The organism is Streptomyces sp. NPDC027962 (genome assembly GCF_055566095.1).
Window position 1 is genome coordinate 13,262 of sequence record NZ_JBVHTA010000048.1, and the last position, 25,921, is coordinate 39,182.

At 71.5% G+C, this 25,921-nt stretch carries 23 protein-coding genes, 1 pseudogene and 1 riboswitch; of the genes and pseudogenes, 15 read left to right on the forward strand and 9 right to left on the reverse strand.

Translation table 11 applies throughout. The annotated features are described in order from the left end of the window. Nucleotides 1–121: 121 nt before the first annotated feature. On the reverse strand, nt 122–343 hold the full coding sequence (locus ACZ4SA_RS31560) for a helix-turn-helix domain-containing protein (RefSeq protein WP_005319113.1): 222 nt from the start codon (nt 341–343) through the stop codon (nt 122–124). 376 nt (nt 344–719) lie between these two features. Next, nucleotides 720–2,318 (reverse strand): ABC-F family ATP-binding cassette domain-containing protein, encoded by a 1,599-nt coding sequence (locus ACZ4SA_RS31565; RefSeq protein WP_468281281.1) that lies wholly within the window; start codon nt 2,316–2,318, stop codon nt 720–722. Between the two features lie 297 nt (nt 2,319–2,615). On the opposite strand from ACZ4SA_RS31565, the gene ACZ4SA_RS31570 reads away from it, so the two are divergent. Continuing rightward, nucleotides 2,616–3,023, forward strand: a complete 408-nt coding sequence (locus tag ACZ4SA_RS31570; protein ID WP_468281283.1) for a VOC family protein — start codon at nt 2,616–2,618, stop codon at nt 3,021–3,023. A 57-nt stretch (nt 3,024–3,080) separates the two neighbouring features. Here ACZ4SA_RS31570 and ACZ4SA_RS31575 read toward each other — a convergent pair whose 3' ends face one another. The 3 genes from ACZ4SA_RS31575 to ACZ4SA_RS31585 all read right to left on the reverse strand — a co-directional run bounded on the left by ACZ4SA_RS31575 (nt 3,081) and on the right by ACZ4SA_RS31585 (nt 6,488). Beyond that, the gene (locus tag ACZ4SA_RS31575; protein ID WP_468281285.1) at nt 3,081–4,493 is read right to left on the reverse strand and encodes a hypothetical protein; all 1,413 of its coding nucleotides are present in this window, start codon (nt 4,491–4,493) and stop codon (nt 3,081–3,083) included. Between the two features lie 79 nt (nt 4,494–4,572). Next, a complete protein-coding gene (locus ACZ4SA_RS31580) occupies nt 4,573–5,703 on the reverse strand; it encodes an alpha/beta hydrolase (RefSeq protein ID WP_468281287.1) in 1,131 nt (376 codons plus the stop codon). 119 nt (nt 5,704–5,822) lie between these two features. Then, entirely contained in the window at nt 5,823–6,488 is a 666-nt protein-coding gene (locus ACZ4SA_RS31585) for a class II aldolase/adducin family protein (RefSeq protein WP_468281289.1), read from the reverse strand. A 231-nt stretch (nt 6,489–6,719) separates the two neighbouring features. Here ACZ4SA_RS31585 and ACZ4SA_RS31590 point away from each other — a divergent pair, with 231 nt between their 5' ends. The 7 genes from ACZ4SA_RS31590 (at nt 6,720) to ACZ4SA_RS31620 (ending at nt 15,272) form a co-directional block, all read left to right on the forward strand. After that, nucleotides 6,720–7,949, forward strand: a complete 1,230-nt coding sequence (locus ACZ4SA_RS31590) for an inorganic phosphate transporter (RefSeq protein WP_468281291.1) — start codon at nt 6,720–6,722, stop codon at nt 7,947–7,949. Between the two features lie 8 nt (nt 7,950–7,957). Further along, on the forward strand, nt 7,958–8,179 hold the full coding sequence (locus ACZ4SA_RS31595; RefSeq protein ID WP_468281293.1) for a hypothetical protein: 222 nt from the start codon (nt 7,958–7,960) through the stop codon (nt 8,177–8,179). A gap of 124 nt (nt 8,180–8,303) precedes the next feature. Further along, nucleotides 8,304–8,449: riboswitch (cobalamin riboswitch) on the forward strand. 89 nt (nt 8,450–8,538) lie between these two features. Further along, complete coding sequence (locus tag ACZ4SA_RS31600) at nt 8,539–9,492, forward strand: cobalamin biosynthesis protein (RefSeq protein WP_468281295.1); 954 nt, start codon at nt 8,539–8,541, stop codon at nt 9,490–9,492. After that, nucleotides 9,489–11,036 (forward strand): cobyric acid synthase, encoded by a 1,548-nt coding sequence (locus tag ACZ4SA_RS31605; protein WP_468281297.1) that lies wholly within the window; start codon nt 9,489–9,491, stop codon nt 11,034–11,036. The genes ACZ4SA_RS31600 and ACZ4SA_RS31605 overlap by 4 nt, the downstream gene beginning before the upstream one ends. Nucleotides 11,037–11,239: 203 nt before the next feature. Beyond that, nucleotides 11,240–13,276, forward strand: a complete 2,037-nt coding sequence (locus tag ACZ4SA_RS31610; RefSeq protein WP_468281299.1) for a putative cobaltochelatase — start codon at nt 11,240–11,242, stop codon at nt 13,274–13,276. Continuing rightward, a complete protein-coding gene (gene cobO, locus ACZ4SA_RS31615; protein WP_468281301.1) occupies nt 13,276–13,884 on the forward strand; it encodes a cob(I)yrinic acid a,c-diamide adenosyltransferase in 609 nt (202 codons plus the stop codon). Before ACZ4SA_RS31610 ends, cobO begins: the two co-directional genes overlap by 1 nt. Next, nucleotides 13,878–15,272: a cobyrinate a,c-diamide synthase gene (locus tag ACZ4SA_RS31620; protein ID WP_468281303.1), complete on the forward strand. Its 1,395-nt coding sequence runs from the start codon at nt 13,878–13,880 to the stop codon at nt 15,270–15,272. The genes cobO and ACZ4SA_RS31620 overlap by 7 nt, the downstream gene beginning before the upstream one ends. Before the next feature lie 11 nt (nt 15,273–15,283). On the opposite strand, the gene ACZ4SA_RS31625 is transcribed toward ACZ4SA_RS31620, so the two are convergent. Then, nucleotides 15,284–16,003 carry a ZIP family metal transporter gene (locus tag ACZ4SA_RS31625; protein ID WP_468281305.1) on the reverse strand — a complete coding sequence of 240 codons (720 nt, stop codon included), beginning with the start codon at nt 16,001–16,003 and terminating at the stop codon, nt 15,284–15,286. A gap of 114 nt (nt 16,004–16,117) precedes the next feature. Between ACZ4SA_RS31625 and ACZ4SA_RS31630 the strand changes: the two are divergent. Both ACZ4SA_RS31630 and cobC read left to right on the forward strand, forming a co-directional pair. Then, nucleotides 16,118–16,492 (forward strand): annotated as a pseudogene (locus ACZ4SA_RS31630) (cobalamin biosynthesis protein); the annotation flags it as partial. A 171-nt stretch (nt 16,493–16,663) separates the two neighbouring features. Then, complete coding sequence (gene cobC / locus ACZ4SA_RS31635; RefSeq protein ID WP_468281307.1) at nt 16,664–17,764, forward strand: Rv2231c family pyridoxal phosphate-dependent protein CobC; 1,101 nt, start codon at nt 16,664–16,666, stop codon at nt 17,762–17,764. A gap of 82 nt (nt 17,765–17,846) precedes the next feature. On the opposite strand, the gene ACZ4SA_RS31640 is transcribed toward cobC, so the two are convergent. Next, entirely contained in the window at nt 17,847–18,812 is a 966-nt protein-coding gene (locus ACZ4SA_RS31640) for an SCO1860 family LAETG-anchored protein (protein ID WP_468281309.1), read from the reverse strand. A 322-nt stretch (nt 18,813–19,134) separates the two neighbouring features. Next, nucleotides 19,135–20,220, reverse strand: a complete 1,086-nt coding sequence (locus tag ACZ4SA_RS31645; RefSeq protein ID WP_468281311.1) for an amidohydrolase family protein — start codon at nt 20,218–20,220, stop codon at nt 19,135–19,137. Between the two features lie 611 nt (nt 20,221–20,831). Between ACZ4SA_RS31645 and ectA the strand changes: the two genes are divergently transcribed. From ectA to thpD, 4 genes are all read left to right on the forward strand, one after another. Beyond that, entirely contained in the window at nt 20,832–21,362 is a 531-nt protein-coding gene (gene ectA / locus ACZ4SA_RS31650; RefSeq protein ID WP_468281313.1) for a diaminobutyrate acetyltransferase, read from the forward strand. 94 nt (nt 21,363–21,456) lie between these two features. Beyond that, nucleotides 21,457–22,725, forward strand: coding sequence for a diaminobutyrate--2-oxoglutarate transaminase (gene ectB / locus ACZ4SA_RS31655; RefSeq protein ID WP_468281315.1), 1,269 nt, complete (start codon nt 21,457–21,459; stop codon nt 22,723–22,725). 33 nt (nt 22,726–22,758) lie between these two features. Next, entirely contained in the window at nt 22,759–23,157 is a 399-nt protein-coding gene (locus ACZ4SA_RS31660; RefSeq protein WP_356637856.1) for an ectoine synthase, read from the forward strand. A gap of 3 nt (nt 23,158–23,160) precedes the next feature. Next, nucleotides 23,161–24,057: an ectoine hydroxylase gene (thpD, locus tag ACZ4SA_RS31665; protein WP_468281317.1), complete on the forward strand. Its 897-nt coding sequence runs from the start codon at nt 23,161–23,163 to the stop codon at nt 24,055–24,057. A 96-nt stretch (nt 24,058–24,153) separates the two neighbouring features. On the opposite strand, the gene ACZ4SA_RS31670 is transcribed toward thpD, so the two are convergent. Next, nucleotides 24,154–25,227 (reverse strand): alkene reductase, encoded by a 1,074-nt coding sequence (locus tag ACZ4SA_RS31670; protein WP_468281319.1) that lies wholly within the window; start codon nt 25,225–25,227, stop codon nt 24,154–24,156. Between the two features lie 122 nt (nt 25,228–25,349). Here ACZ4SA_RS31670 and ACZ4SA_RS31675 point away from each other — a divergent pair, with 122 nt between their 5' ends. After that, the gene (locus ACZ4SA_RS31675) at nt 25,350–25,859 is read left to right on the forward strand and encodes a MarR family winged helix-turn-helix transcriptional regulator (protein ID WP_468281321.1); all 510 of its coding nucleotides are present in this window, start codon (nt 25,350–25,352) and stop codon (nt 25,857–25,859) included. Nucleotides 25,860–25,921 lie beyond the last annotated feature (62 nt).

Here is a 25,921-nt window from a genome sequence, read left to right on the forward strand (position 1 = left end):
TTGAGGAAGGTAAGCTACTGCACAGTAACCGCCCGGTCGGTCGTGGGACCGACCAGGGGGCCACCGTGACACCGACGACGGAACCGATGAACCGGACGAGGAGCCTCTTCCGGCGGGACGGTCAGGCCGAAGCTGCCTTCTTGCCCCGCGTCGCTCCGCCACGTCCTCGCAGAACGACTCCGGACTCGCTGAGCATCCGGTGGACGAATCCGTAGGAACGGCCGGTCTCTTCGGCCAGCGCCCGGATGCTTGCACCGGAGTCGTACTTCTTCTTCAGGTCTGCCGCGAGCTTGTCGCGCGCGGCGCCGGTAACCCGGCTGCCCTTCTTCAGAGTCTCGGCCACCCGTGCCTCCTCATGGGAAGTGCGCTCTGGACTTCTCATGATCACCCCTACCGGGCATCCTGGCCACCCATTCGACAAGGTCAGTACGGAACGCTTTGCCGTGCGGTATACGACCGCCACGACCGGAATGTCGCATTCCGCTTGGCTCCGGGCGAGAGCCTGGATGAGATCACAGGAGAAATGCCAGGTCAGGGGGCCGCGGGGGAAGCTTCACGACCAGGGACCTGACGACGGCGGCCCACCAGTCGCCACGCCGCGATACGAGACGCACTCACACAGATGATGGATCACGCATAGGCCGAATGATCCATAGCAAGTGGATCAACAGGGTCCGGTACAGCCGCCGGCCCCCGTTGCACGTGCCGTCAGGAGGCCGTCAGGCCAGTGCCACGAGGTCCGCGTAGTCCGCGCCCCACAGGTCCTCGATACCGTCCGGCAGCAGGATGATCCGCTCCGGCTCGAGCGCCTCGACCGCACCCTCGTCGTGCGTGACGAGGATGACGGCGCCCTTGTAGGTGCGCAGCGCACCGAGGATCTCCTCGCGGCTGGCCGGGTCCAGGTTGTTGGTGGGCTCGTCGAGGAGAAGGACATTGGCGGACGAGACGACCAGGGTGGCCAGGGCGAGCCGGGTCTTCTCGCCGCCGGAGAGCACGCCGGCCGGCTTGTCCACGTCGTCGCCGGAGAAGAGGAACGAGCCGAGTGTCTTGCGGACCTCGACGAGGTCGAGGTCGGGCGCGGAGGAGCGCATGTTCTCGAGGACCGTGCGGTCGGGATCGAGCGTCTCGTGCTCCTGGGCGTAGTAGCCGAGCTTGAGGCCGTGGCCCGGGCTGACCTGGCCGGTGTCCGGCTTCTCGACGCCCGCGAGGAGCCGCAGCAGGGTGGTCTTGCCGGCGCCGTTGAGGCCGAGGATGACGACGCGCGAGCCCTTGTCGATGGCGAGGTCCACATCGGTGAAGATCTCGAGCGAGCCGTAGGACTTGGACAGGCTCTCCGCACTGAGCGGCGTCCTGCCGCAGGGCGCGGGCTCGGGGAAGCGGAGCTTGGCCACCTTGTCGGCGACCCGGACGTCCTCGAGACCTGCCAGCAGTCGCTCGGCACGGCGCGCCATGTTCTGCGCGGCGACGGTCTTGGTGGCCTTGGCGCGCATCTTGTCCGCCTGCGAGTTGAGGGCGGCTGCCTTCTTCTCGGCGTTCTGCCGCTCACGCCTGCGGCGCTTCTCGTCGGCCTCGCGCTGCTGCTGGTAGAGCTTCCAGCCCATGTTGTAGACGTCGATCTGCGAGCGGTTGGCGTCGAGGTAGAAGACCTTGTTGACAACGGTCTCCACGAGGTCGACGTCGTGGGAGATCACGATGAAGCCGCCGCGGTAGGTCTTCAGGTAGTCACGCAGCCAGACGATCGAGTCGGCGTCGAGGTGGTTGGTGGGCTCGTCGAGCAGGAGGGTGTCGGCGTCCGAAAAGAGGATGCGGGCGAGCTCGACGCGGCGGCGCTGACCGCCGGAGAGCGTATGGAGCGGCTGGCCGAGCACCCGGTCGGGCAGGCCGAGCGCGGCGGCGATGGTGGCGGCCTCCGCCTCCGCGGCGTACCCGCCCTTGGTCAGGAACTCGGTCTCCTGGCGCTCGTACTGGCGCAGCGCCTTCTCGCGGGTGGCACCCTGGCCGGTGGCGATGCGCTCCTCGTTCAGCCGCATCTTGCGGATCAGGGTGTCGAGGCCGCGGGCCGAGAGAATGCGGTCGCGGGCGAGGACGTCGAGGTCGCCGGTGCGCGGGTCCTGCGGGAGGTAGCCGACCTCACCGGAGCGGCTGATGGTGCCGCCTGCGGGGACGCCCTCACCCGCGAGGCACTTGGTGAGCGTGGTCTTGCCCGCTCCGTTGCGGCCGACGAGGCCGATGCGGTCGCCCTTGGCGATACGGAAGGAAGCGGACTCGATGAGGACGCGCGCTCCGGCGCGCAGCTCGATACCGGATGCGGTGATCACGGAAAAACTCCAGGGCGGTAGGACGGCGGAAGGGACGGGCGGTAGACGCTTCTACGCCGTCTAATGCACAAGGAGAATTGCCATACGGCCCAGTCTAACGGGACGGGGCAAGTGGTTTTCCGCCCCGGAGCGCCGCGGAACACCGCGGAACGAGGCAGTGCGCCCCGGACGCGAGGGCCCACAAACACGTTCCGCTGAGGGCCGTTCGCCGGTGGCACCGGCGGCCGTTGTCAGTGGCGGGTGCCAGACTGAGATGCAGATCACATCCTGTCGTCGAGCAAGTGAGGAGTGATCGGGATGGCTCAGTCGCCGAGCATCTGTCCGACGCTGGTGTACGCGGACGCGAAGGCCGCTGTCAGACAGCTCACCGAGGCCTTCGGCTTCCTCGAACACGCGGTGTACGAGAACGAGGACGGCGGGATCGCCCATGCCGAACTGACGCACGGCAACGGCATGGTGATGCTGGGCAGCAAGGGCACCGGCAGCGAGTTCGACAAGCTGATGAAGGACGCCGGACCGACGGGAGTGTTCGTCCACGTCGACGACGTCGACGCGCACCACGCCAGAGCGGTGGAGCACGGCGTGGAGATCGTCACGCCGCCCACCGACCAGGACTACGGCTCCCGCGACTACATGGCCCGCGATCTCGAGGGCAACATCTGGAGCTTCGGCACGTACGCGCCGGGAGCGGCGGAGTCCTCGTAGCTCTTCGTTCCCCGCCGCATCCGTTCCGCCGGCGCTTCAGTGTGGCCGTCGCAGGAGTCAGACCCCGCCGGTGTGCACCTGGAACGCGGCCCTGCGGACCGCCTTGGCGAGGGCCGGGTCCGGGTGCGCGGCCGCGAGCGCGACCAGCACCTGGACCGTTCGGGGGTGGCCGCCGGCCCTGACCGCCTCGAGCAGCGCCGGGACCGTGCCCTGCACCGCGGAGTCGAGGTGGCGCAGCAGCAGCTGGGGCTCGCCATGGTCGGCGACGGCGGCCGCGGTGTCCACCCACAGCCAGGTCGCTTCCTCACGGGTGAGGACGTCGGCCGCGTCATCCGGGTCGGCGCCCTCGTACTCGGCGAGCCACAGCAAGGCGTACGGGCGCAGGGACGGTTCCCCCGCCGCCGCGCGGACCTCCGCCTCCGCAGGCGCGCCGACCACGCGCAGCGCCTCGAAGGCGAGGCCGCGCAGCAGGGCGTCCTCGCCGCGGGCGACGGCGAGCAGTTCGCCGACGGCGCTGGAGACGGTGCGTGCCGCGAGCCAGGCGCGGTACTCGGCGCGGGCGGGGCCGGGGGTGAGGCGGGCGCAGCCGCGGAGCATGTCCTCCGCGGACTGCTCGATGTTGCCGGCGGGGCTCTGGGCGGCGACGCAGATCTGCTCCAGCTTGACCCACACCGCCCAGCTGCCCAGCGGGGTGAGCGTGGCCTGGCCGCGTTCCAGGGTCAGGGCACCGACGGCGGACAGTCCCCCGAGAGCCCAGTCGAGGAGCACGGAGACGGACGCCTCTGCCTCACCGGCCTCGGGCTGCGGTGCGGCAGGCGGGACTGTTTGCGCGTCGGACCGAGGACCGTAAGGAACTTCGCAGCGTTCCTCGCGCAGTTCGGTGACGCGCTGCTGCAGCAGGTCGAGCAGGGCGGCCACGAGCACGGGACCGGCCGAGAGCTGAAGGAGGGACAGCACCTGGGGCACAGCCTCGACGACCTCGGCGACCGCCGCGGGCGCGACATCGCCGGGGGCAGGGTGGATCAGCGACCAGGCGTCGAACAGGGCTACCCAGCCGCGCAGCACGGCCATGTCGTCACGGTCCCACGCCCGTAGACGCCAGCCAGGGCGGGCCGTGTCGCCGTGCAGCTCGACCAGACCGGCGAGGCGGGCGCGGTCCCAGCCGGCCCGCACCTGATCCTCGGTCAGGTCCAGTGCGACGGCGGCCCCTTTGCGGGCGCGCTCCGCGAGCGGCGTGGTACTGGGATCCCGGTCGGCGGCTGCCCACCGGGCGATCCGCACGGCATCGGCGAGGACCGTCCTCGCCTGGCGGGCGAGTTCGGCCGGGGCCGGCGTGCCCTCCGGCGGCCGGGGTGCCGGACGCGTGCGCCGGGTCGTCACGGCCCGTCGTGCCGTCGCCAGGGATCGCGGGCGGACAAGACGGAGTCTGGGGTTGCGCGCCAATTGCTCATCAGGCTTTCGGGACGTCACAGGGTGCAGTCTTCCCGTTGACGGCCCGAAAGCCCAAACGGAACCCTGGAACCCGGCGCCCGCACCCCCACGGCCCGGGCTACATCAGAGGGGTCAGGAAGCGGCGGAGGACTTCCTCGTACGCCTTCGGGTCCGCGTTCCACATGGCGGCGTGCGGGGCGTGCGGGACAGTGTGGAGGGTGACGAGCTCGGGTCGGCGGGCGGCCAGTCGGCGTGAGCGGTCCCAGGAGGCGAGGGTGTCGTGGGGGCCGTGGAAGATCAGGGCCGGCACGTCGAGCGAGAGCGGGTCCCCGACGGCTTCGGCGAGCCGGTCGCTGTGCGGCCCGGTGCGGCCCTGGGCAGCCCGGACGACCAAGGGCAGCAGAGGGGCGGGGGTCCGGCGGGCGGCGGCCAGGGCGCGCACGGTCGCCTCCCACTCGAGCACCGGCGAGTCCAGGACGACGCCGCTGATCCGGTCGCGCAGACCGGAGTCGGCGGCGGCGTGCAGGGCCATGGAGGCGCCGACCGACCAGCCGTGGACGATGACGCGCTCCGCGCCGTTGCGCACCGCGTGACGCACGGCCGCGTCGAGGTCGCGCCACTCGGAGTCGCCGAGGTGACCGAGACCGTCCGGGGGCCGGGGAGCGCCCGGGTCGCCCCGGTAGGCGAGGGACAGGATCGGGAACTGCTGGGCGTGCAGGAACTCCATCACGTTCATGGTGTGTTCCCGGGTGGTGCCGAGGCCGTGCACGGCGATGACCCAGGTCGTGCGGGCGCCGGGCACGAACCAGGCGGGCAGCGCGCCGAGTTCGCCGGGTACGAGGATCTCGGAGTGCGCGATACCGAGAGCGGCGCCGGGGTCGCCGATGTACACCTGCGGGGTGAGTCGGACACGGGTGCCGGGATGCAGGCCGCCCTCCGTGATGTGCACGAGGCGGCGCACGACCGTGTCCGGACCGTGCGGTACCCCGTCGAGCACCGGACCCACGACCGCGTGGACGCCCGGCCCCTCGAGCCCGTACGTCCCGGGGCGCAGCGATGCCAGGCTGCGGGTCAGGACGACCCTGCCGGGTGCGGTGTCGTGCACGGTGAGCCGGGGGTCGCCCGGCAGAGGCCGGCGCGCCTGCGCCCTCAGCGCGGCGTGGCTCGCGTAGCGGCCGGCCGCGACCGCGGCCGCGCCGACGCCGATCAGGGTGGAGACGGCCGCTGCCGTCGCTGTAGCCGGGCGCACCTGTCCAGTGTGGGCGGGGGCGCGGGCGGGGGCCAGTGGGCGGGGCCGCGCGCGTGGCTCCACGCAGGCCGGGGCGCTGCCCCGAAGGCGCGTGGGTGGGCAGACGCTCCACCGCCGCATCAGCGGGCCTGTTGGCCGTATCCCCGGAGCTGGGCCGATGCCTCTGCGAGCTGGGCGGGCGACAGCAGGCTCGGCGTGCGGCCCGGGATGGAGGACGCCGTCAGCCAGAGACGGCACATCCACTCCAGTTGCGCCGTGCGGTCGTAGGCCCGGGCCAGGGTGTCGCCGTAGGCGACCGTTCCGTGGTTCTGCAGGAGGCAGGCCGTGCGGTCGTGCAGGGCGTGGAGCATGTTCCGGGCCAGTTCTTCCGTGCCGTACAGGGCGTAGGCGGCGACGCGGACCGGGCCGCCGAGGGCGGCGGTCATGTAGTGGACCGGCGGAAGCTCGGGGACCAGGGTCGAGACCGCCGTGGCGTGCACCGCGTGGGTGTGGACGACGGCGCGCGCCCCGGTCTCGCGGTGGACCGCGAGATGCAGCGGCAGCTCACTGGTGGGGGCGAGGGTGCCGATGACCTGGGTGCCGTCGAGGTCGACGCCGACGGTGTCCTGCGGGGTGAGCCGGTCGTAGGGCACTCCGCTGGGCGTGACGAGGACCAGCTCGCCGACCCGTACGGAGACGTTTCCGGACGTGCCCACCACGAGTCCCTCGGCGGCCGTCCTGCGGGCCGTGTCCACGAGGTCCTGCCATGCCCGTTCGATCGCGTCGTGCCGCGCCTCATCAGTCATGCCGTGATCCTGTCACCGAAGGCCCGCCGGCCCGATGACGGCCCGGCGACAGCCGCAGGGACACGGAGGGTGTTCGAGTGGCTGCGGGGAGCGGCGCCGGGTCGGAAATCAGACAAGCGGAACCTCCTGGCTCCACTTGGGGACACCCGGCCGCCGGACCCAGTTCACCTTCCGTTCATCCAGGTTGCCTACGGTCCACCAGTCAATGACGTCAAACGATTGCCTGGGTAAATGGAACACATCACACTGCTGCTCGCGATTGTGATCGTGACAGCGCTCGTGTTCGATTTCACGAACGGTTTCCACGACACCGCCAACGCGATGGCGACGACCATTTCGACGGGCGCACTGAAGCCCAAGACAGCGGTGGCCATGTCCGCCGTTCTGAATCTCGTCGGTGCTTTCCTCTCCGTGGAGGTCGCCAAGACGATCTCCAGCGGGCTGGTCGACGAATCAGGCATCTCACCTGAAGTCATCTTCGCGGCGCTCGTCGGCGCCATCCTCTGGAACCTGGCCACCTGGCTGGTGGGGCTGCCGTCCAGTTCCTCGCACGCCCTCATGGGCGGTCTGATCGGCGCCACCGTCGCCTCGGCCGGCTTCGGCGCGGTCAACAACGGCGTTGTCGTCACCAAGGTCCTGATCCCGGCCATCGCCGCACCGCTCGTCGCGGGCCTCGCCGCCATGCTGGCCGCCCGGCTCACGTACCGGATCGGCCGCAACACCGACGAGAAAGCCACCGCGAAGGGCTACCGTGCGGGGCAGATCGCCTCCGCCGGTCTGGTCTCCCTGGCGCACGGCACCAACGACGCCCAGAAGACGATGGGCATCATCACGCTGGCTCTCGTGGCCGGCAATGTGGTCGCCCCCGGTTCCAACCCTCCGCTGTGGGTCATCGTCTCCGCGGGTCTCGCGATCGCGCTCGGCACCTACCTCGGCGGCTGGCGCATCATCCGCACCATGGGCAAGGGCCTCACCGACCTCCAGCCGCAGCAGGGCTTCGCCGCCCAGACCAGCGCGGCCAGCGTCATCCTCGCCTCGTCGAACCTCGGCTTCTCCCTGTCGACGACCCACTCCTGCTCCGGTGCGGTCATGGGTGCCGGTCTCGGCCGCAAGGGCGGAGTGGTCCGCTGGTCCACCGCCACCCGGATGTTCGTGGCGTGGGGCCTGACCCTGCCGGCCGCGGGCCTCGTCGCGGCGGGCTCGGAGTACGTCACCAAGCAGGGTGACTGGGGTGTCGCGGCCGTCGCCGTCTTCCTGGTCGCCGCGTGCACCGCGATCTGGTTCGTCTCGCGCCGCCAGGTCGTCGACCACACCAACGTCAACGACGTCGACGGCACCGAGGAGCGTGCGGGCGTCGTCACGACCGCCATCGCGGCCGTCACCCCGCCGCCCGCCGGCGAAATCAAGACCACTATCCCGGCCCCGGCCGAGCCCGAGTCGGCACGTCCGGCCACGGTGTAAGGAACAGCATGAAGATCGACTGGGCAGCTCTCGGCTCCGTATTCGGCGTGAGCCTCGTCGCCACCGTCGCCCTGGTGGGCCTGTTCACCCTGGGCATCGTGGGCCTGACCAAGCAGGAGGCGGCCTCGCAGGCCGGAGGCTCCGGCGCACTGGCCCGCACGGGCGCTTACGCCTGCTTCGCGCTCTGCGCGGCAGCCGTTTCCTACGGGATCTATCTGATCGTCGTCTGACGACGGCCGGACCCTCGCGAGGCCGGGTCGAGGACACCTGCGGGTGCCTTCGACCCGGCCTTCGTGTGTCCACCGGTGTGGGGCTCGGCACACTGTCCCGCCGCAGGTCAATGGCGAGTTGACGGGCGTTCGCGCGCGTGGTGGACTGCCGGGGCCGATAACGGCGGCAGAAGAGGAAGTCCGGTGCGAATCCGGCGCGGTCCCGCCACTGTCACCCGGGAGCACGAACCCCGGGGAGCCAGGAACTCTCACCGCCGGTCACGTCGAACCAGGGCGCGGACCCTGAGTGAGGACTCGTCTCATGCCCGGCTGCGGTACAGCCCTGTCCGTCGGACGCCACTTCGGGGATCGCTGATCCCGTGCGTGCCGACCGAGTATTCGTGTACGGCGCCGCCGCCGGCCTCGCTGGTGACCTGCTCCTCGGCGATCCCCGCCGTGGGCATCCGGTCGCCGCGTTCGGACGGATGGCCGCCGCCCTCGAGCGTGTCCTGTGGCGTGACCACCGCGGCCGGGGCGCGCTGCACACCGCGGTGTGCGCGGGCGGCGCCGTCGCCGCGGCGACTCTGGCCGGCCGTGCCGTACGCCGCTCCCCCGCCGCGTCGATCGCGCTGACCGCCGTCGCCACGTGGGCGGTTGTCGGGGGCACGACGCTGGGGCGTGAGGCCTCGGCCATCGGCGACGCGCTGGCCGCCGGGGACGTCGAAGCGGCCCGTGAACGGCTGCCTCATCTGTGCGGGCGCGACCCGCAGACCCTGGACGAGCAGCAGATCGCCCGCGCCGTCGTCGAGTCCGTCGCGGAGAACACCTCCGACGCGGTCGTGGGAGCCCTCGTGTGGGGCGCGCTGGCCGGCGTGCCCGGCCTTGTCGGCTTCCGTGCGGTCAACACCCTGGACGCGATGGTGGGCCACAAGTCGCCCCGCTACCGGCGCTACGGCTGGGCATCGGCGCGCCTGGACGACGTGGCGGGCTGGCCCGGCGCACGGCTGACCGCGATCCTGGCGGCCGTGAGCGGGCCGGATCCGCGGGGGGCGGTACGGGCCTGGCGGGCCGACGCGGGCAAGCACCCCAGTCCCAACGCGGGCCCGGTCGAAGCGTCGTTCGCCGGCGTGCTGGGGGTGCGGCTGGGCGGCACCCTCTCGTACGGCGGCCGGGTCGAGCACCGGCCGGTTCTCAACGGCGACGGCCGGGCGGTGGAGTTCGACGACATCGGGCGGGCGGTGCGGCTGTCGCGGCGTGTCGGCCTGCTGACCCTGGTGGTCTGTGCCACGGGGCGGATGCTGGGTGCAGGGCGCGGCGGAAGGAGGCCGGCATGACCGGTGGGGGGTTGCTGGTCGCCGGGACGACCTCGGACGCCGGCAAGAGCGTCGTCACGGCCGGGATCTGCCGCTGGCTGGTGCGGCAAGGGGTCAAGGTCGCGCCCTTCAAGGGGCAGAACATGTCCCTCAATTCGTTCGTGACACGTGAGGGCGCGGAGATCGGGCGCGCACAGGCCATGCAGGCGCAGGCCGCGCGCGTGGAGCCGACCGCCCTGATGAACCCGGTGCTGCTGAAGCCCGGCAGCGACCGTTCCAGCCAGGTGGTGCTGATGGGCAAGCCCGTGGGCGAGTTGAGCGCCCGCGGGTTCTTCGGGAAGACCGGCGGGGCATCCGCCGGGAAGGAACTGCGCGGCGGTCGGCGGCAGGAGTTGTTCGAGCCGGTCATGGCGTGCCTGGAGGAGCTGCGGGGCACGTATGACGCCGTGATCTGCGAGGGGGCGGGCAGTCCGGCCGAGATCAATCTGCGGCGCACGGACATCGTGAACATGGGCGTCGCGCGCGCGGCGGGGCTGCCGGTGCTGGTGGTCGGGGACATCGACCGGGGCGGGGTGTTCGCCCAGTTCTTCGGTACGACGGCGCTGCTGAGCCCCGAGGACCAGTCGCTCGTCGCGGGTTACCTCGTGAACAAGTTCCGCGGCGACGTGACCCTGCTCGAGCCGGGGCTCGACATGCTGCTCGGGCTCACCGGGCGGCGGACGTACGGCGTCCTGCCGTACGCGCACGGGCTCGGCATCGACGAGGAGGACGGGCTGCGGGTGTCGCTGCGCGGCGCCGTACGGGAGTCGGTGGTCGCGGCGCCCGTCGGTGAGGACGTGCTGCGGGTCGCGGTGTGCGCGGTGCCGCTGATGTCGAACTTCACCGACGTGGACGCGCTGGCCGCCGAACCGGGCGTCGTGGTGCGGTTCGTGGACCGCGCCGAGGAACTCGTGGACGCCGACCTGGTGGTCGTCCCGGGTACGCGCGGCACGGTCAAGGCGCTGGCGTGGCTGCGGGAACGCGGGCTGGCTGATGCCGTGGCCCGGCGGGCGGCGGAGGGACGGCCGGTGCTGGGCATCTGCGGCGGCTTCCAGGCGCTGGGCGAACGCATCGAGGACGACGTCGAGTCGCGGGCCGGCGCGGTCGCGGGGCTCGGACTGCTGCCCGTACGCGTGCGGTTCGCCCCGGACAAGACACTCACGAGACCCGTCGGCGAGGCACTCGGAGAGCGCGTCGAAGGGTACGAGATCCATCATGGCGTGGCCGAAGTCCTGGGCGGAGAGCCCTTCCTGGACGGCTGCCGGGTGGGCGCGGTGTGGGGCACGCACTGGCACGGGTCGCTGGAGAGCGACGGATTCCGGCGCGCGTTCCTGCGGGAGGTCGCGGCGCAGGCGGGCCGGCGCTTCGTGCCCGCGCCGGACACGAGCTTCGGGGCGCTGCGCGAAGAGCAGCTGGATCGGCTGGGGGACCTGATCGAGGAGCACACGGACACGGACGCGCTGCTGCGGCTCATCGAGGACGGGGCTCCGGAGGGGCTGCCGTTCGTGCCGCCGGGGGCGCCGTGAGGGGCCACGGCGGTCGTGCCCGGCCACGCCCCCCGGGCCCGGGCGATCCCCGCAAGGGCAGGGAGCACGTCGCCTCGTCCAGTCCCGGCGCGTCGAGGGGCGGACCATCCCCCGCATCGCGGGGAGTACATGACCACCATGCCGAACATCAGGCACCTGCCTTGCACCGATGCGCAGCCGCCACTCGAAGGAGTGATCGCCACATGAGCACCCGATTTCCGTTCACCGCAGTCGTCGGAATGGACGACCTGCGGCTGGCCCTGCTGCTCAACGCGGTGACCCCGGCCGTCGGCGGCGTGCTCGTGCGCGGTGAGAAGGGCACCGCGAAGAGCACCGCGGTACGTGCCCTCGCCGACCTGCTGCCCGACGTGCCCGTGGTCGCCGGGTGCCGGTTCTCCTGTGCGCCCGCCGCGCCGGACCCGTCGTGTCCGGACGGACCGCACGAGGCCGGGGCAGCCGTGGAGGCGCGGGCGGCGCGCATGGTGGAACTGCCCGTCGGGGCGTCCGAGGACCGGCTCGTGGGCGCGCTCGACATCGAGCGGGCGCTCTCGGAGGGCGTGAAGGCGTTCGAGCCCGGGCTGCTCGCCGACGCGCATCGCGGCATCCTCTATGTGGACGAGGTCAACCTTCTTCATGATCATCTCGTGGACCTCATGCTGGACGCCGCCGCCATGGGCGCCTCCTACGTCGAGCGCGAAGGCGTCTCCGTACGGCACGCCTCCCGCTTCCTGCTGGTGGGGACCATGAACCCCGAAGAGGGCGAGCTGCGGCCCCAGTTGCTGGACCGGTTCGGGCTCACCGTGGAGGTCGCGGCCTCCCGTGACCCCGATCTGCGGGTCGAGGTCGTCCGGCGCAGGCTGGCGTACGACGACGACCCGGCGGGCTTCGCGGCGCGCTGGGCCGGTGAGGAGGATGCGCTGCGCGCGCGGATCGTGGCGGCGCGGGAGCTGCTGCCGCATGTGGTCCTCGACGATGTGGCGCTGCGTCAGATCGCGGCGACGTGCGCGGCGTTCGAGGTCGACGGTATGCGTGCCGACATCGTGATGGCCCGCACGGCGACCGCGCTGGCGGCGTGGGCGGGCAGGGACGAGGTCGCGGAGGAGGACGTGCGGCAGGCCGCGCTGCTGGCGCTGCCGCACCGCAGGCGGCGAGCTCCGTTCGACGCTCCGGGCCTGGACGAGGACAAGCTCGACGAGACGCTGGACGAGTTCGGCGGGGACGACGAGCCCGACCCGGATCCGGGGCCGGAGGGCGGTCCCGGCGGCGGCGGTGGCGGTGGCGGTGGCGGTGTGCCGCCGCAAAGCGGCGGGCCGGACGCCCCGGAGACGCCCGAGACCGCCGGCTCCGAGTCGGCGCCTGCGCCGGCCCCCGCCGCAGGGGGCAGCACCGAGCAGCAGCCCGTGCGTGCGGCCGAGCCCTTCCGTACGAAGATGCTGAGCGTCCCCGGTCTCGGCGAGGGCGCGGCGGGGCGCAGGTCCCGGGCGCGTTCCGAGCACGGCCGTACGACCGGCGCGCGGCAGCCCCGAGGGGCGCTGACGAAGCTGCACCTTGCGGCCACCGTGCAGGCCGCCGCGCCGCATCAACGCGCCCGGGGGCGCAGCGGGCCCGGTCTGGTGGTCCGCCGGGACGATCTTCGTCAGGCGACCCGTGAGGGACGCGAGGGCAATCTCGTGCTGTTCGTGGTGGACGCGTCGGGCTCGATGGCGGCCAGGAAGCGGATGGGCGCCGTCAAGGGCGCGGTGCTGTCGCTGCTGCTGGACGCCTACCAGCGGCGCGACAAGGTCGGGATGATCACCTTCCGCGGCAAGGAAGCGGAGCTGGCGCTGCCGCCGACGTCGTCGGTGGACGCGGCGGCGGCCAGGCTGGAGTCGCTGCCGACGGGCGGCCGTACGCCCCTGGCGCAGGGCCTGCTCAAGGCCCACGACGTGCTGCGCATCGAGCGGCTGCGCGACCCGTCGCGCCGCCCGCTGCTGGTGGTGGTGACCGACGGCCGGGCCACCACGGCGGGAGCCGGTGACGCCTTCGCGCTCGGGCTGCGTGCCGCACGGCTGCACGCGGCGGAGGGTACCGCGGCCGTCGTACTGGACTGTGAGGCCGGGCCCGTACGGCTCGGTCTGGCCGGCCGGCTCGCCGGAGAACTCGGCGGCAGCGCCGTCACCCTGGACGAGCTGCGGGCCGATGCGATCGCCGGGCTCGTCCAGGACGTTCGGAACGTAACCGCTACCAGAAGGGCCGCGTAATGCCACAGGGACAGCCGACCGTCGTACCGGACGACGGACTCACCACCCGCCAGCGCCGCAACCGTCCGCTGGTCTTCGTGCACACGGGCATCGGCAAGGGAAAGTCGACGGCCGCGTTCGGGCTTGCGCTGCGGGCCTGGAACCAGGGCTGGCCGGTCGGGGTCTTCCAGTTCGTCAAGTCGGCGAAGTGGAAGGTCGGCGAGGAGAACGCGCTCAAGGTGCTGGGCGCGAGCGGCGAGGGCGGCACGGTCGCCTGGCACAAGATGGGCGAGGGCTGGTCGTGGATCCAGCGCGAACCCGCCGAGGGCGAGCAGTCCAACGAGGACAAGGCCCGTGAGGGCTGGGAGCAGGTCAAGCGGGATCTGGCCGCCGAGACGCACAAGCTGTACGTGCTCGACGAGTTCGCATACCCGCTGCACTGGGGCTGGATCGACACGGACGAGGTCATCGAGGTGCTGCGCGAGCGGCCCGGCACCCAGCACGTGGTGATCACCGGCCGCAACGCGCCGCAGAAGCTGATCGACTTCGCCGACCTGGTCACCGACATGTCGAAGGTCAAGCACCCCATGGACGCGGGGCAGAAGGGCCAGCGGGGCATCGAGTGGTAGCACGTCTCGTCATCGCCGCACCGGCATCCGGCGCGGGCAAGACCACGGTCGCCACGGGCCTGATGGCGGCATACGCGGCGGCCGGTCTTGCCGTGTCCCCGCACAAGGTCGGCCCGGACTACATCGATCCGGGCTACCACGCGCTGGCCACCGGCCGGCCGGGCCGCAACCTCGACGCGTACATGTGCGGCACGGAACTGATCGCGCCGCTCTTCGCGCACGGCTCCCGCGGCTGCCGACTCGCCGTCGTCGAGGGCGTGATGGGGCTGTACGACGGCGCTGCGGACCAGGGCGAGCTGGCGTCGACCGCCCAGGTGGCGAAGCTCCTGCGCGCGCCGGTGGTGCTGGTGGTGGACGCCTCCTCGCAGTCCCGGTCGGTGGCGGCGCTGGTGCACGGCTTCGCGTCGTGGGACCCGGAGGTGCGGATCGGCGGGGTGATCCTCAACAAGGTCGCCACGGACCGGCACGAGCATCTGCTGCGGGAGGCGTTGGGGGAGTCGGGCGTACCGGTGCTGGGTGCGCTGCGGCGGGCGGCGGACGTCGCGACGCCGTCGCGGCACCTGGGGCTGGTACCGGTCGCCGAGCGGCAGGCGGAGGCGGTGGACGCCGTGGCGTCGATGGCCGAGCAGGTACGGGCCGGGTGCGACCTGGAGGCGTTGCTGGCTCTGGCGCGCAGCGCGCCACCGATGACTGCGGCGCCGTGGGAGCCGGGGGCCGTGGTGAGGCTGCCCGCCGGCGGGCCCGGCCTCCCGGGGGCCTGTGAAGCGCCCCGGCGGGACGATGACCCGCGACCGGTGGTCGCGGTGGCCGGTGGAGCCGCTTTCACGTTCTCGTACGCGGAGCACGTGGAGCTGCTGCGGGCCGCCGGGGCCCAAGTGGTGACGTTCGATCCGCTGCGGGACGAGAAGCTGCCGGAGGGGACGCGCGGCATCGTCATCGGTGGCGGGTTTCCCGAGGTGTACGGGCCCGAGCTGTCCGCGAACGAGTCGTTGCGGGGGGCTGTCGCGGAACTGGCCCGCTCCGGCGCCCCTGTCGCGGCCGAATGCGCCGGGCTGCTGTATCTGGCCCGCTCGCTCGACGGGAGGCCCATGTGCGGCGTCCTGGACGCCGACGCGCGTATGTCGGGCCGGCTGACGCTCGGGTACCGGGAGGCCGTCGCGGTCGTCGACAGCCCCCTCGCCGCTGCCGGAACACGGCTGCGCGGGCACGAGTTCCACCGCACGGTGCTCGAGCCGGGTGCGGGCCCCGCCCCCGCCTGGGGCATGGTGCGGCCGGAGCGCCGGGTCGAGGGGTTCGTGCAGCAGGGCGTCCACGCCAGCTATCTGCACACGCACTGGGCGTCGCGGCCCGAGGTGGCGGCGCGGTTCGTGGCGGCGTGCCGCGGATGAGAGGGCACGGTTCACTCGGCGACACCGACGACCAGCCAGATGAAGCCCACTCCCCCGACGGTGCACAACAGGGTGGAGCGGGCGGGGTGTTCGTGGTGGGCCTCGGGCAGGATCTCGGCGGCGGCGAGGTACAGCAGCGCACCGCCGAAGAAGCCGAGGTAGCTGCCGAGAAGTTCCTCAGGAAGAGTGAACAGCACCGTGGACGCCGCACCGACGACGGGGGCGAGGGCGTCGGCGACGAGCATCAGATTGGCCCTGCGGCGGGTGTTCCCGTACAGGCTGGTGATCGTGTACGTGTTGAAGCCGTCGGCGAAGTCGTGGCTGATGACGGCGAGCGCCACGGCGGCGCCCATGCCGCCGCCGACCTGGAACGCGGCACCGAGCGCGACGCCGTCCATCAGGCTGTGGGTGACCATGGCGGCGGCCGCCGTGAGGCCCACCTGCGGCACCCGGTGGTCCGCGCCGTGCGCGGCCTGCCGTACGGCCAGCAGCCGTTCCACCATGTGCGCCGTGACGAAGCCGCCGACGAACAGCAAAAGCGCCTGCGGTACGCCGAGCACCGGCCCGCCCGCGGCCTCCAGCGCCTCCGGCAGCAGCTCCAGGCCGACGACGCCGAGCATCAGTCCGCCTGCCAGGCCCAGCACGAGGTGTCGGCGGTCGGTGACCCGTCCCGCCGTCCAGCCTCCGAAGAGCGTCATCAGGAACGCGCCGAGCGCGACGATCACCGCCATGCGCCCTTGCTAGCCGATCCCGCGGCCTTGGCGCACATCCCGCCGTCCCGGATTCACCCGGTTGACGAGCCGTCCGTCACACCCTGAGGAGCGTGCCCCGTGAGCGACACCAGAAGCCTGGTCGTCGGCATCGGCGCGTCGCGGGGCGTGCCCGCCGACGAGGTGCACGCGCTCATCCTTGGAACGTTGCGAGAGGCGGGGCTGTCCGCGGCCGACGTGGTCGCGCTGGCGACCGTCGACGCCAAGGCGTCGGAGCCCGGCGTGGTGGCCGCCGCCGGGCGGCTGGGCGTTCCGCTGCTCACGTACGGGGCGGAGCGTTTGGCGCGGGTGCCCGTGGAGAGCCCGTCAGGGGCGGCGCTGCGCGCGGTCGGGACACCTTCGGTGGCGGAGGCGGCGGCGCTCGCGGAGGGAGGCGAACTGCTCGTGCCCAAGCGGCGGTCGGATCCGGTGGGCAGGCCGGCCGGTGTGACGTGCGCCATCGTCCGCAGGATGTCGGTTACGTCTCCGACCACTGCCGGTCTGCGCCGGCAGAGGACATGATGACCGTCGTGCATTTGTTCACCGCCTCTGTTCGATCCCCACTGTGTTCGAACCTCACTGTTCGCCCCCACATCGAGGAGATGTCCGTGACCAGCTCTCCCCCACCGCGGCACGGCAGCCATGTACACGCACGCTGAGCACCCCGAGCGCCCCGAGGAGCCGGAGCGGCGCTTCGGCGGGCACGATCTGCGGCACCACGGCGACGCGGAGGTGCGGGACGGTGCGGCGGGCCTGGTCGACCTCGCCGTCAACGTCCGCACCGGAACGCCCCCGAGCTGGCTGAGGGAGCGCATCACGGGCTCCCTGGCCTCGCTCGCGGCCTATCCGGACGGGCGGGCGGCGCGGGCCGCGGTCGCCCGCAGGCACGGGCTGCCCGAGGAGCGGGTGCTGCTGACGGCGGGCGCCGCGGAGGCGTTCGTACTGCTGGCGCGCGCCCTCCCGGTGCGGCGGCCCCTGGTGGTGCACCCGCAGTTCACCGAACCGGAAGCGGCACTGCGGGACGCGGGCAACGACGTGGAGCGGCTGCTGCTGCGCGAACGGGACGGCTTCCGGCTCGACCCGAAGGCGGTCCCGGACGAAGCGGACATGGTCGTGGTCGGCAACCCGACCAATCCGACGTCGGTGCTGCACGCGGCGGCGGAGCTGGCCCTGCTCGCCCGCCCGGGGCGGCTGTTGGTGGTGGACGAGGCGTTCATGGACGCGGTACCCGGCGAGAGCGAGTCGCTGGCGGGGCGTACGGACGTGCCTGGGCTCGTGGTGCTGCGCAGCCTCACCAAGACGTGGGGACTCGCGGGCCTGCGCATCGGTTACGTGCTCGCCGAGCCGGAGACGATCGCGGCGCTGGAGCGGGCGCAGCCGCTCTGGCCGGTGTCCACGCCGGCGCTGGCGGCGGCGGAGGCGTGCATGGGGCGGGCCGCGCTGGCGGAGGCGGAGGCGGCCGCGGGCCGGATCGCGGCGGACCGGGCGCATCTGCTGGCGGGACTGGCCGAGTTCGAAGAGGTGCGGGCCGTGGAGTCGGCAGCGGGACCGTTCGTCCTGGTACGGGTGCGGTGCGGGGCGCAGGTGCGGGACCGGCTGCGGCTTCTCGGCTTCGCGGCGCGGCGCGGGGACACGTTCCCGGGGCTCGACGACGACTGGCTGCGGCTGGCGGTACGGGACCGGGTGACGACCAACCGCTTCCTGCAGGCGCTCGACCAGGCGCTGTCGATGGTCGGGCACTAGAAGCTTGCCTGTCCGGCCCAGATGGGCCGCGGGGCGCGTCGGCCGGGCCCCTCCCCCCTCCCGGAGGGGCCCGGCCGCCGGCTCAGCCCCTGGAGCGGCGGCGGGCGGCCATCGTCGTCACGGCGCCGGCCGCGAGCAGCACGGCCGCGCCGCCCGCGATGTACGGTGTCGTCGAACTGCCGCCGGTCTCCGCGAGGTTCTCCTTGGCGGGCTCCTCACCGGACTGGGCGGAGATGCCCTCGGCGGGCTTCTCGTCCGCCGGCTTGTCCGCCGGCTTGTCCTGCGGCTCGTCCTGCGCGGGAGGCGCCGGCTTCTCGGGCGCCTTCGGCGCGTCCGGTGTCTCGCAGGTCGCCTCGACGAGGGTGACCTCGCCGTTGACCTCCGCCACGTTCCGCTTCAGCGGGTTCACGGCCACCTTGAGCTGCAGGGCGGTGGCCGCGGCCGTACGGGACGTGGCGTGCGTCTTCGACAACTCGAGGCTCACCTCGCCGACGCCCTTCACCTCGACGCGCGTCGGTCCGCCCGCGCTGAGGGTGACCTTCTTCCCCAGGACCCTGACCGTGCCCAGGACATTCGATTCGGCCACCGGCTGTTCGCCCGCCTCGCAGACGGCCTTGGACGTGACCTGCTCCACCTCGATCAGCGACAGCAGGCGCAGACCCGGCACATGAACCTTGGCGTTGACCAGATTACTGTGGGCCTCGGCCGTGCCGTCCTCGACCGCGGCCTTCGAGGTCGCCACCTCGGCGCGCAGCACCTGGACGGGCCTGCCCTTGTCGACCCCCTCCAACTCGACGCTGAGCGCGGTCTTCTCGGCGCTCGCGGGGGCCTGGACCTCGTTGAGGGAGGTCTTGAGCGGCACATGGACGGTCCTGTTGAGCAGCGAGACGTCCAGACCGGTTCGGAGCACGACCGCGGTGGCCCGTCCTTCGCCGCCGCCGGTGGCGTGGGCCGGGGCGGCGAGCGCCACGGGTGCGGCGAGAAGCGCGGTCGCGGCCGTCGCGGCGGCGGCCTTGCGTACGGGCATGCGGAAGGTGGTGCTGTTCAAGGTGGCGGAACCCCCACAGAGACATGACGTCGACCGCCTCCCACGGGGACACGCGGAGGCGGCGACCGAGACACCGGAATCTTTACGCACGGTGAGTGAACTGACAGGCACGTGACCTCAGTTCACCCTAAAGGGAAGTTTCCGTGCTTGTTTTCGATTCCTGAGGCACGCGCGTTCGCCTGAACCCCGCCCGTCGCTGCTTCCGGGTGGTGCGCCGGTCCACCGGGCGGCGCGCACGTGAAGTGCTTCAACGAGGGGCGAGGCCGCTGGTCACGCTCGGTCAACCCGGCGACGCCCGGCCCTGCGCCCGCTCCCGACCCGCTCAGTCGATGACGCGCCCGTTGAGGATCACCCGGCGCGGAGCCGCGAGCGCGCGCACGTCGGCCCGGGGGTCCTCGTCGTACACGACCAGATCGGCGGGAGCGCCCTCTTCGAGCGACGGGCGGCCGAGCCATTGCCTCGCCCCCCACGCGGTCGCCGACAGGGCCTGGAGCGGCGGGATGCCGGCCTTCACCAGTTCCGCGACCTCCGCTGCGACCAGACCGTGCGCCAGGGAGCCTCCGGCATCCGTGCCGACGAAGACGGGGATGCCCGCGTCGTAGGCCGCGCGCACCGTGTCGTAGCGCCGCTCGTGCAGGCGTCGCATATGGGCCGACCACTGGGGGAACCGGGACTCGCCGCCGTCTGCGAGGGCGGGGAAGGTCGCGATGTTCACGAGGGTCGGGACGATGGCGACGCCGCGCTCGGCGAAGAGCGGGATGGTGTCCTCGGTGAGCCCGGTCGCGTGCTCGATGCAGTCGATGCCCGCCTCGACGAGGTCACGCAGCGAGTCCTCCGCGAAGCAGTGCGCCGTCACCCGGGCGCCGAGGCGGTGCGCCTCGGCGATCGCCGCCTCCACCGCGCCGCGCGGCCAGCATGCGGTCAGGTCGCCCGCCTCGCGGTCGATCCAGTCGCCGACCAGCTTGACCCAGCCGTCGCCGCGGCGGGCTTCCCGCGCCACGTACGCCACCAGGTCGTCCGGCTCGATCTCATGGGCGTAGTTACGGATGTAGCGGCGGGTGCGGGCGATGTGCCGGCCCGCGCGGATGATCTTCGGCAGGTCCTCGCGGTCGTCGATCCAGCGGGTGTCGGAGGGAGATCCGGCGTCGCGGATCAGCAGCGTGCCGGCCTCGCGGTCGGTGAGGGCCTGCTTCTCGCTGGTCGCGGCGTCGACCGGGCCGTGGTGGTCGAGGCCGACGTGACAGTGGGCGTCGACGAGGCCGGGCAGCGCCCAGCCGTGCACGGTGACCGCCTCGGCGCGGGGGCGCTCGAAGGTGATCCGGCCGTCGACCGCCCACAGTTCGCCCCGCACCTCCTCGGGCCCGACGAGCACCCGCCCCTTCACATGCAGCACCGTGTGATCGCTCATGTCAGGAACTGTACGAGGCGCTCGGTACTCTCGACCGAGAGCCCGAACACTGCCCGAATACTGCCCGAACCTCCGAGAACCGGGCACCGCCGTGACACACCCGCTGCTGGATCTGGCCCCGCTGACCGCCGAGCGCTTCGCCTCCATCGAGCGCCGGGGCGCCGCACTGGCCGAGCACGGCGGGACGGGGGATGGAGGGGCCCGCCGGGCAGCCGGCGGGAGCTGGGCCGTAACGGCTCCGCCGACGCGAGCCGGCGGTCCGGTCAGTAGCTGCAGAACCGCTTTCGAAAACCGAATTCACAGCACCGCCCACAAATGCGGGGAGCAAATTCCTATAAACAGCTCCCCGCATTCTGCTGCCCCCGATCCGGACCTCTAAACGCACGGATTCATATCGGTTTTGGACGCACTTCAGACACGTGTCAACGGCGTAACGCGCATGTGACGGACAACACAGCCGGAGCGGTTCGTCCGGACTTATCCGTGCAATAGGGGGCGATAGCGAGGGTGGACCGGATCGACCTCGCACCCGCGCGATAACACAAAGGCTCCCGTCACGCAACCCTTTAGCGCGATGCATTCTTCGAATTTGCTCGGTAAATTAAATCGACATGACCGCCGCACAAGAAGACCTTGTACGAGCCCAAGACGAATTCCTGCAGATCGACACCCCACGAGTGGAGGACGGAGCCGCGATCTGGCGCATAGCCCGCGACTCCGAGGTACTCGACCTCAACTCCTCGTACAGCTACCTGCTGTGGTGTCGCGACTTCGCCGCCACCTCCGTCGTGGCGCGCGGCCGTGACGGGGAGCCGATCGCCTTCGTCACCGGGTACGTACGCCCCGACCGCCCCGAGGCGCTCGTCGTCTGGCAGGTGGCCGTCGACCGGTCGCACCGCGGCCGGGGACTGGCCGGCGTCCTGCTGGACGCACTGACCGCCAAGGTCACCGGCGGGCACGGGGTCCGCGAGATCGAGACCACCATCACCCCGGACAACACCGCCTCCGACGCTCTGTTCACCTCCTTCGCCAAGCGCCACGGAGCATCCCTGAGCCGCGAAGTCCTCTTCGACGGCGGGCTGTTTCCCGAGGAGACGCACCAGCCGGAAGTGCTGTACCGCATCGGCCCCGTCGCCGCATGACCGGTGCGCACGACGAACCGTGCGTACGACGTGTGAAGCGCAACGCGTGATGCCCGACCTTCTCTCGCCCCTCCCCCATCCCATGGAGTTTGCTGTGACCATCACCCCGCCCGCCCTGAGCGTCTTCGAGACCCTCGAGTCCGAGGTGCGCAGCTACTGCCGCGGCTGGCCCGCCGTGTTCGACCGCGCGCAGGGCAGCTACCTCCACGACGAGGACGGCCACACCTACCTGGACTTCTTCGCCGGTGCCGGGTCGCTCAACTACGGGCACAACAACCCGGTTCTCAAACGCGCTCTGATCGACTACATCGAGCGCGACGGCATCACCCACGGCCTGGACATGGCCACCACCGCCAAGCGCGCGTTCCTGGAGTCGTTCCAGAACGTGATCCTGCGGCCGCGCGACCTGCCGTACAAGGTGATGTTCCCCGGCCCGACGGGCACCAACGCCGTCGAGGCCGCGCTCAAGCTGGCCCGCAAGGTGAAGGGACGCGAGTCGATCGTCTCGTTCACCAACGCCTTCCACGGCATGTCGCTCGGCTCGCTCGCCGTCACCGGCAACTCCTTCAAGCGGGCCGGCGCCGGCATTCCGCTGGTGCACGGCACCCCGATGCCGTTCGACAACTACTTCGACGGCCAGGTCCCGGACTTCCTGTGGTTCGAGCGGCTGCTCGAGGACCAGGGCTCCGGCCTCAACAAGCCGGCCGCCGTCATCGTCGAGACGATCCAGGGCGAGGGCGGCATCAACGTCGCCCGCGCCGAGTGGCTGCGCGCGCTGCAGGAGCTGTGCCACCGCCAGGACATGCTGCTGATCGTCGACGACATCCAGATGGGCTGCGGCCGTACCGGCGGCTTCTTCTCCTTCGAGGAGGCGGGCATCGTCCCGGACATCGTCACCGTCTCGAAGTCCATCAGCGGCTACGGACTGCCCCTGGCTCTGACCCTGTTCAAGCCAGAGCTCGACATCTGGGAGCCCGGCGAGCACAACGGCACGTTCCGCGGCAACAACCCGGCGTTCGTGACGGCCGCCGCCGCGCTCAACACCTACTGGTCCGACGGCCAGATGGAGAAGCAGACCATCGCCCGCGGCGAGCAGGTCGAGCGGGCGCTGCTGTCGATCGTCGACGAGATGGGCGGCGAAGGCGTCAGCTTCCGCGGCCGGGGTCTGGTCTGGGGCATGGAATTCGAGGACAAGGCCCGCGCCTCCGCGGTCTGCGCCCGCGCCTTCGAACTCGGCCTGCTGCTGGAGACCTCCGGGCCGGAGAGCGAGGTCGTGAAGCTGCTGCCGCCGCTGACGATCTCCCCCGACGAGCTGGACGAGGGCCTGCGCATCGTGGCGCGCTCCGTCCGCGAGACCGCCTGACCCACCCCAACGACCGAGAGGTACCGAACCACAGTGATCGTCCGATCGTTCAAGGACATCGAGAACACCGACCGCCATGTGAAGTCCGCTTCCGGCACCTGGGAGAGCAAGCGCATCGTGCTCGCCAAGGAGAAGGTCGGCTTCTCGCTCCACGAGACCGTGCTCTACGCGGGTACGGAGACGTCGATGTGGTACGCGAACCACATCGAGGCGGTGCTCTGCGTGGAGGGCGAGGCCGAGCTCACCAACGACGAGACGGGCGAGACCCACTGGATCGAGCCCGGCACGATGTACCTGCTGGACGGGCACGAGAAGCACACCATGCGTCCCAAGACCGACTTCCGTTGCGTCTGCGTCTTCAATCCCCCCGTCACCGGACGGGAGGACCACGACGAGAACGGCGTCTACCCGCTGCTGACCGAGGAGGCCTGAGCGATGACCACCGCACCCGCACGCACCGACCTGTACCCGACCCGTGGCGCCACCGAGGTGATGACTCCTCGCAAGGACCCGGTCGTCTGGTCCGCCCCCGGCACGCCGGGGCCGATCGCCACGGCCGACCTCATGGGCTTCGAGCGGGACGGCTTCCTCACGGTCGACCAGCTGATCGACGAGGACGAGGTCACGCTGTACCGCTCGGAGCTCGAGCGGCTGATCGCCGACCCTGCGGTCCGGGCCGACGAGCGCTCGATCATCGAGCCGAAGTCCCAGGATGTGCGATCGGTCTTCGAGGTCCACAGGATCAGTGAGGTCTTCGCCTCGCTGGTGCGCGACGAGCGGGTGGTGGGCAGAGCCCGGCAGATCCTCGGCTCCGACGTGTACGTCCACCAGTCCCGTATCAATGTGAAGCCGGGCTTCGGCGCATCGGGCTTCTACTGGCACTCGGACTTCGAGACGTGGCACGCGGAGGACGGGCTGCCGAACATGCGCACCGTCTCCGTCTCGATCGCGCTGACCGAGAACTTCGACACCAACGGCGGTCTGATGATCATGCCGGGGTCGCACAAGACGTTCCTGGGCTGCGCGGGCGAGACGCCGAAGGACAACTACAAGCAGTCGCTGCAGATGCAGGACGCCGGCACTCCGTCCGACGGGGCGCTGACCCGCTACGCCGGCGAGCACGGCATCCGGCTGTTCACCGGCAAGGCCGGATCGGCGACCTGGTTCGACTGCAACTGCATGCACGGCTCGGGGGACAACATCACTCCGTACCCGCGCAGCAATGTCTTCATCGTCTTCAACAGCGTGGAGAACGAGGCGGTCGAGCCGTTCGCGGCGCCGGTGCCGCGGCCCGACTTCATCGGGGCGCGGGACTTCACGCCGGTGCGCTGAAGCGACCGTGAGCGGCGGCGTGATCGCCGCATACGGATGGGCCGGTCCCCTTCTTGGGGGCCGGCCCATCCGTATGTCCGCAGACCGGCGGGGGTATCAGCCGGTGAGCGCCGGGTAGTCGATGAAGCCCTTGTCGTCGCCGCCGAAGAACGACGCCGGGTCCGGGGTGTTGAACGGGCCGCCGGCCGCAAGGCGCGCCGGGAGGTCCGGGTTGGCGAGGAACAGCGCACCGTACGCGATCACGTCGGCGACGCCGTCCTCGATCAGGGTCAGCGCCTCCGGCCCGGTCGGTCCGTCGGTCGCCGCGTTGAGCACGATCGTCCCGGAGAACTGCTTGCGGAGCGTCTGGGTGAGCTCCCGCAGCCGGGGGCCGGCCTCGAGGATGTGCAGGTAGCCGAGACCGAGCGGCTCGAGCCGCTGGACGAGAGCCGTGTAGACCTCCTCCGGCTCCGGCTCCTCGATGCCGTTGTACGGGTTGGAGGGCGAGAGCCGCAGGGCGGTGCGCTCGGCGCCGATCGCGGCGGCGACGGCCTCGGTCGCCTCGGCGGCGAAACGGATGCGGTTCTCGACGGAGCCGCCCCACTCGTCGGTGCGGAGGTTGGTGTTGGGCGCGAGGAACTGGTGGATGAGGTAGCCGTTGGCTCCGTGCAGCTCGACACCGTCGAAGCCCGCCTCCACGGCGTTGCGGGCGGCGGCGACGAAGTCCTCGATGGTTGCCCGGATCTCATCGGCGGTCAGTTCCCTGGGCGTGACGAAGTCCTTGGGGCCCTCGTGCGTGAAAACCTGCCCCGGCGCGGCGACGGCGGACACACCCACCGGTACGAGACCGTCGGGCAGCAGCACGGGGTGGCCGATCCGGCCGGCGTGCATGAGCTGCGCGAAGATCGTGCCGCCCGCCGCGTGCACGGCGTCGGTGACCTTGCGCCAGGCGGCGACCTGCTCGTCGCTGTGCAGCCCCGGGGTGTCCGGGTAGCCCTGGCCGACCACGGAGGGCTGGACGCCCTCGGTGATGATCAAGCCGGCCGAGGCGCGCTGCTGGTAGTACTCCACGACGGACGGCGTCGGCGTCAGACCCGGGCCGTAGGCGCGGCTGCGGGTCATCGGCGCCATGGCGATGCGGTTGGCCAGGTGCTTGCCGGCGAGCTGGATCGGGTCGAATGCGGTGGTCATGGGAGGCTCCCGAAGAAGATATGTGGTCGGCCAAGTAATCGGCTCGACGCCACTGTAACGCATTCATTGGCCGACCAAGGTAATATGGTCGGAAGCAGTTGAAGCTCGGCAGAGGAGAGCAGATGTCCGCCGCACCGGAGGCGCAGGGCGACCCCGCCTGTACCGAACTGCTGCCGCACGCCGCGAGCAGCGGTCCCGTCAGCCACGCCGTCTCCCGGGTGGCGCGGCTCCACCGCATCGCTGCGGGCAAACTGCTCAAGAAGCTGGGCCTCTACCCCGGCCAGGAGTTCGTGATGATGCGCCTGTGGGACGCCGGTCCGGTGCGCCAGTCGGAGCTGATCAAGGCCGTCGACCTCGACCCCTCGACCGTGACCAAGATGCTGCAGCGCCTCGAGCAGTCCGGCCACGTCCGCCGCCGCCCCGACCCGGCCGACCGCCGAGCCGTCCTCGTCGAGGCGACGGAACGAAGCTGCGCGCTCCTGTCCGATGTGTCGGCGGCCTGGGGAGAGCTCGAGGAGCGCACCTTGGCCGGCCTGGACGACGAGGAACGCCAGGAACTCACACGGCTGCTGGCGAAGGTCGAGACGAACCTGTGCACGGAGACATGGGACTGCCCGGAGCGACGCGCCTGACGCGCGGCCCCGGGCAGTGATGCGACGGACCAGCGGCAGGCATGACCCGCGTAGAGCGGCGT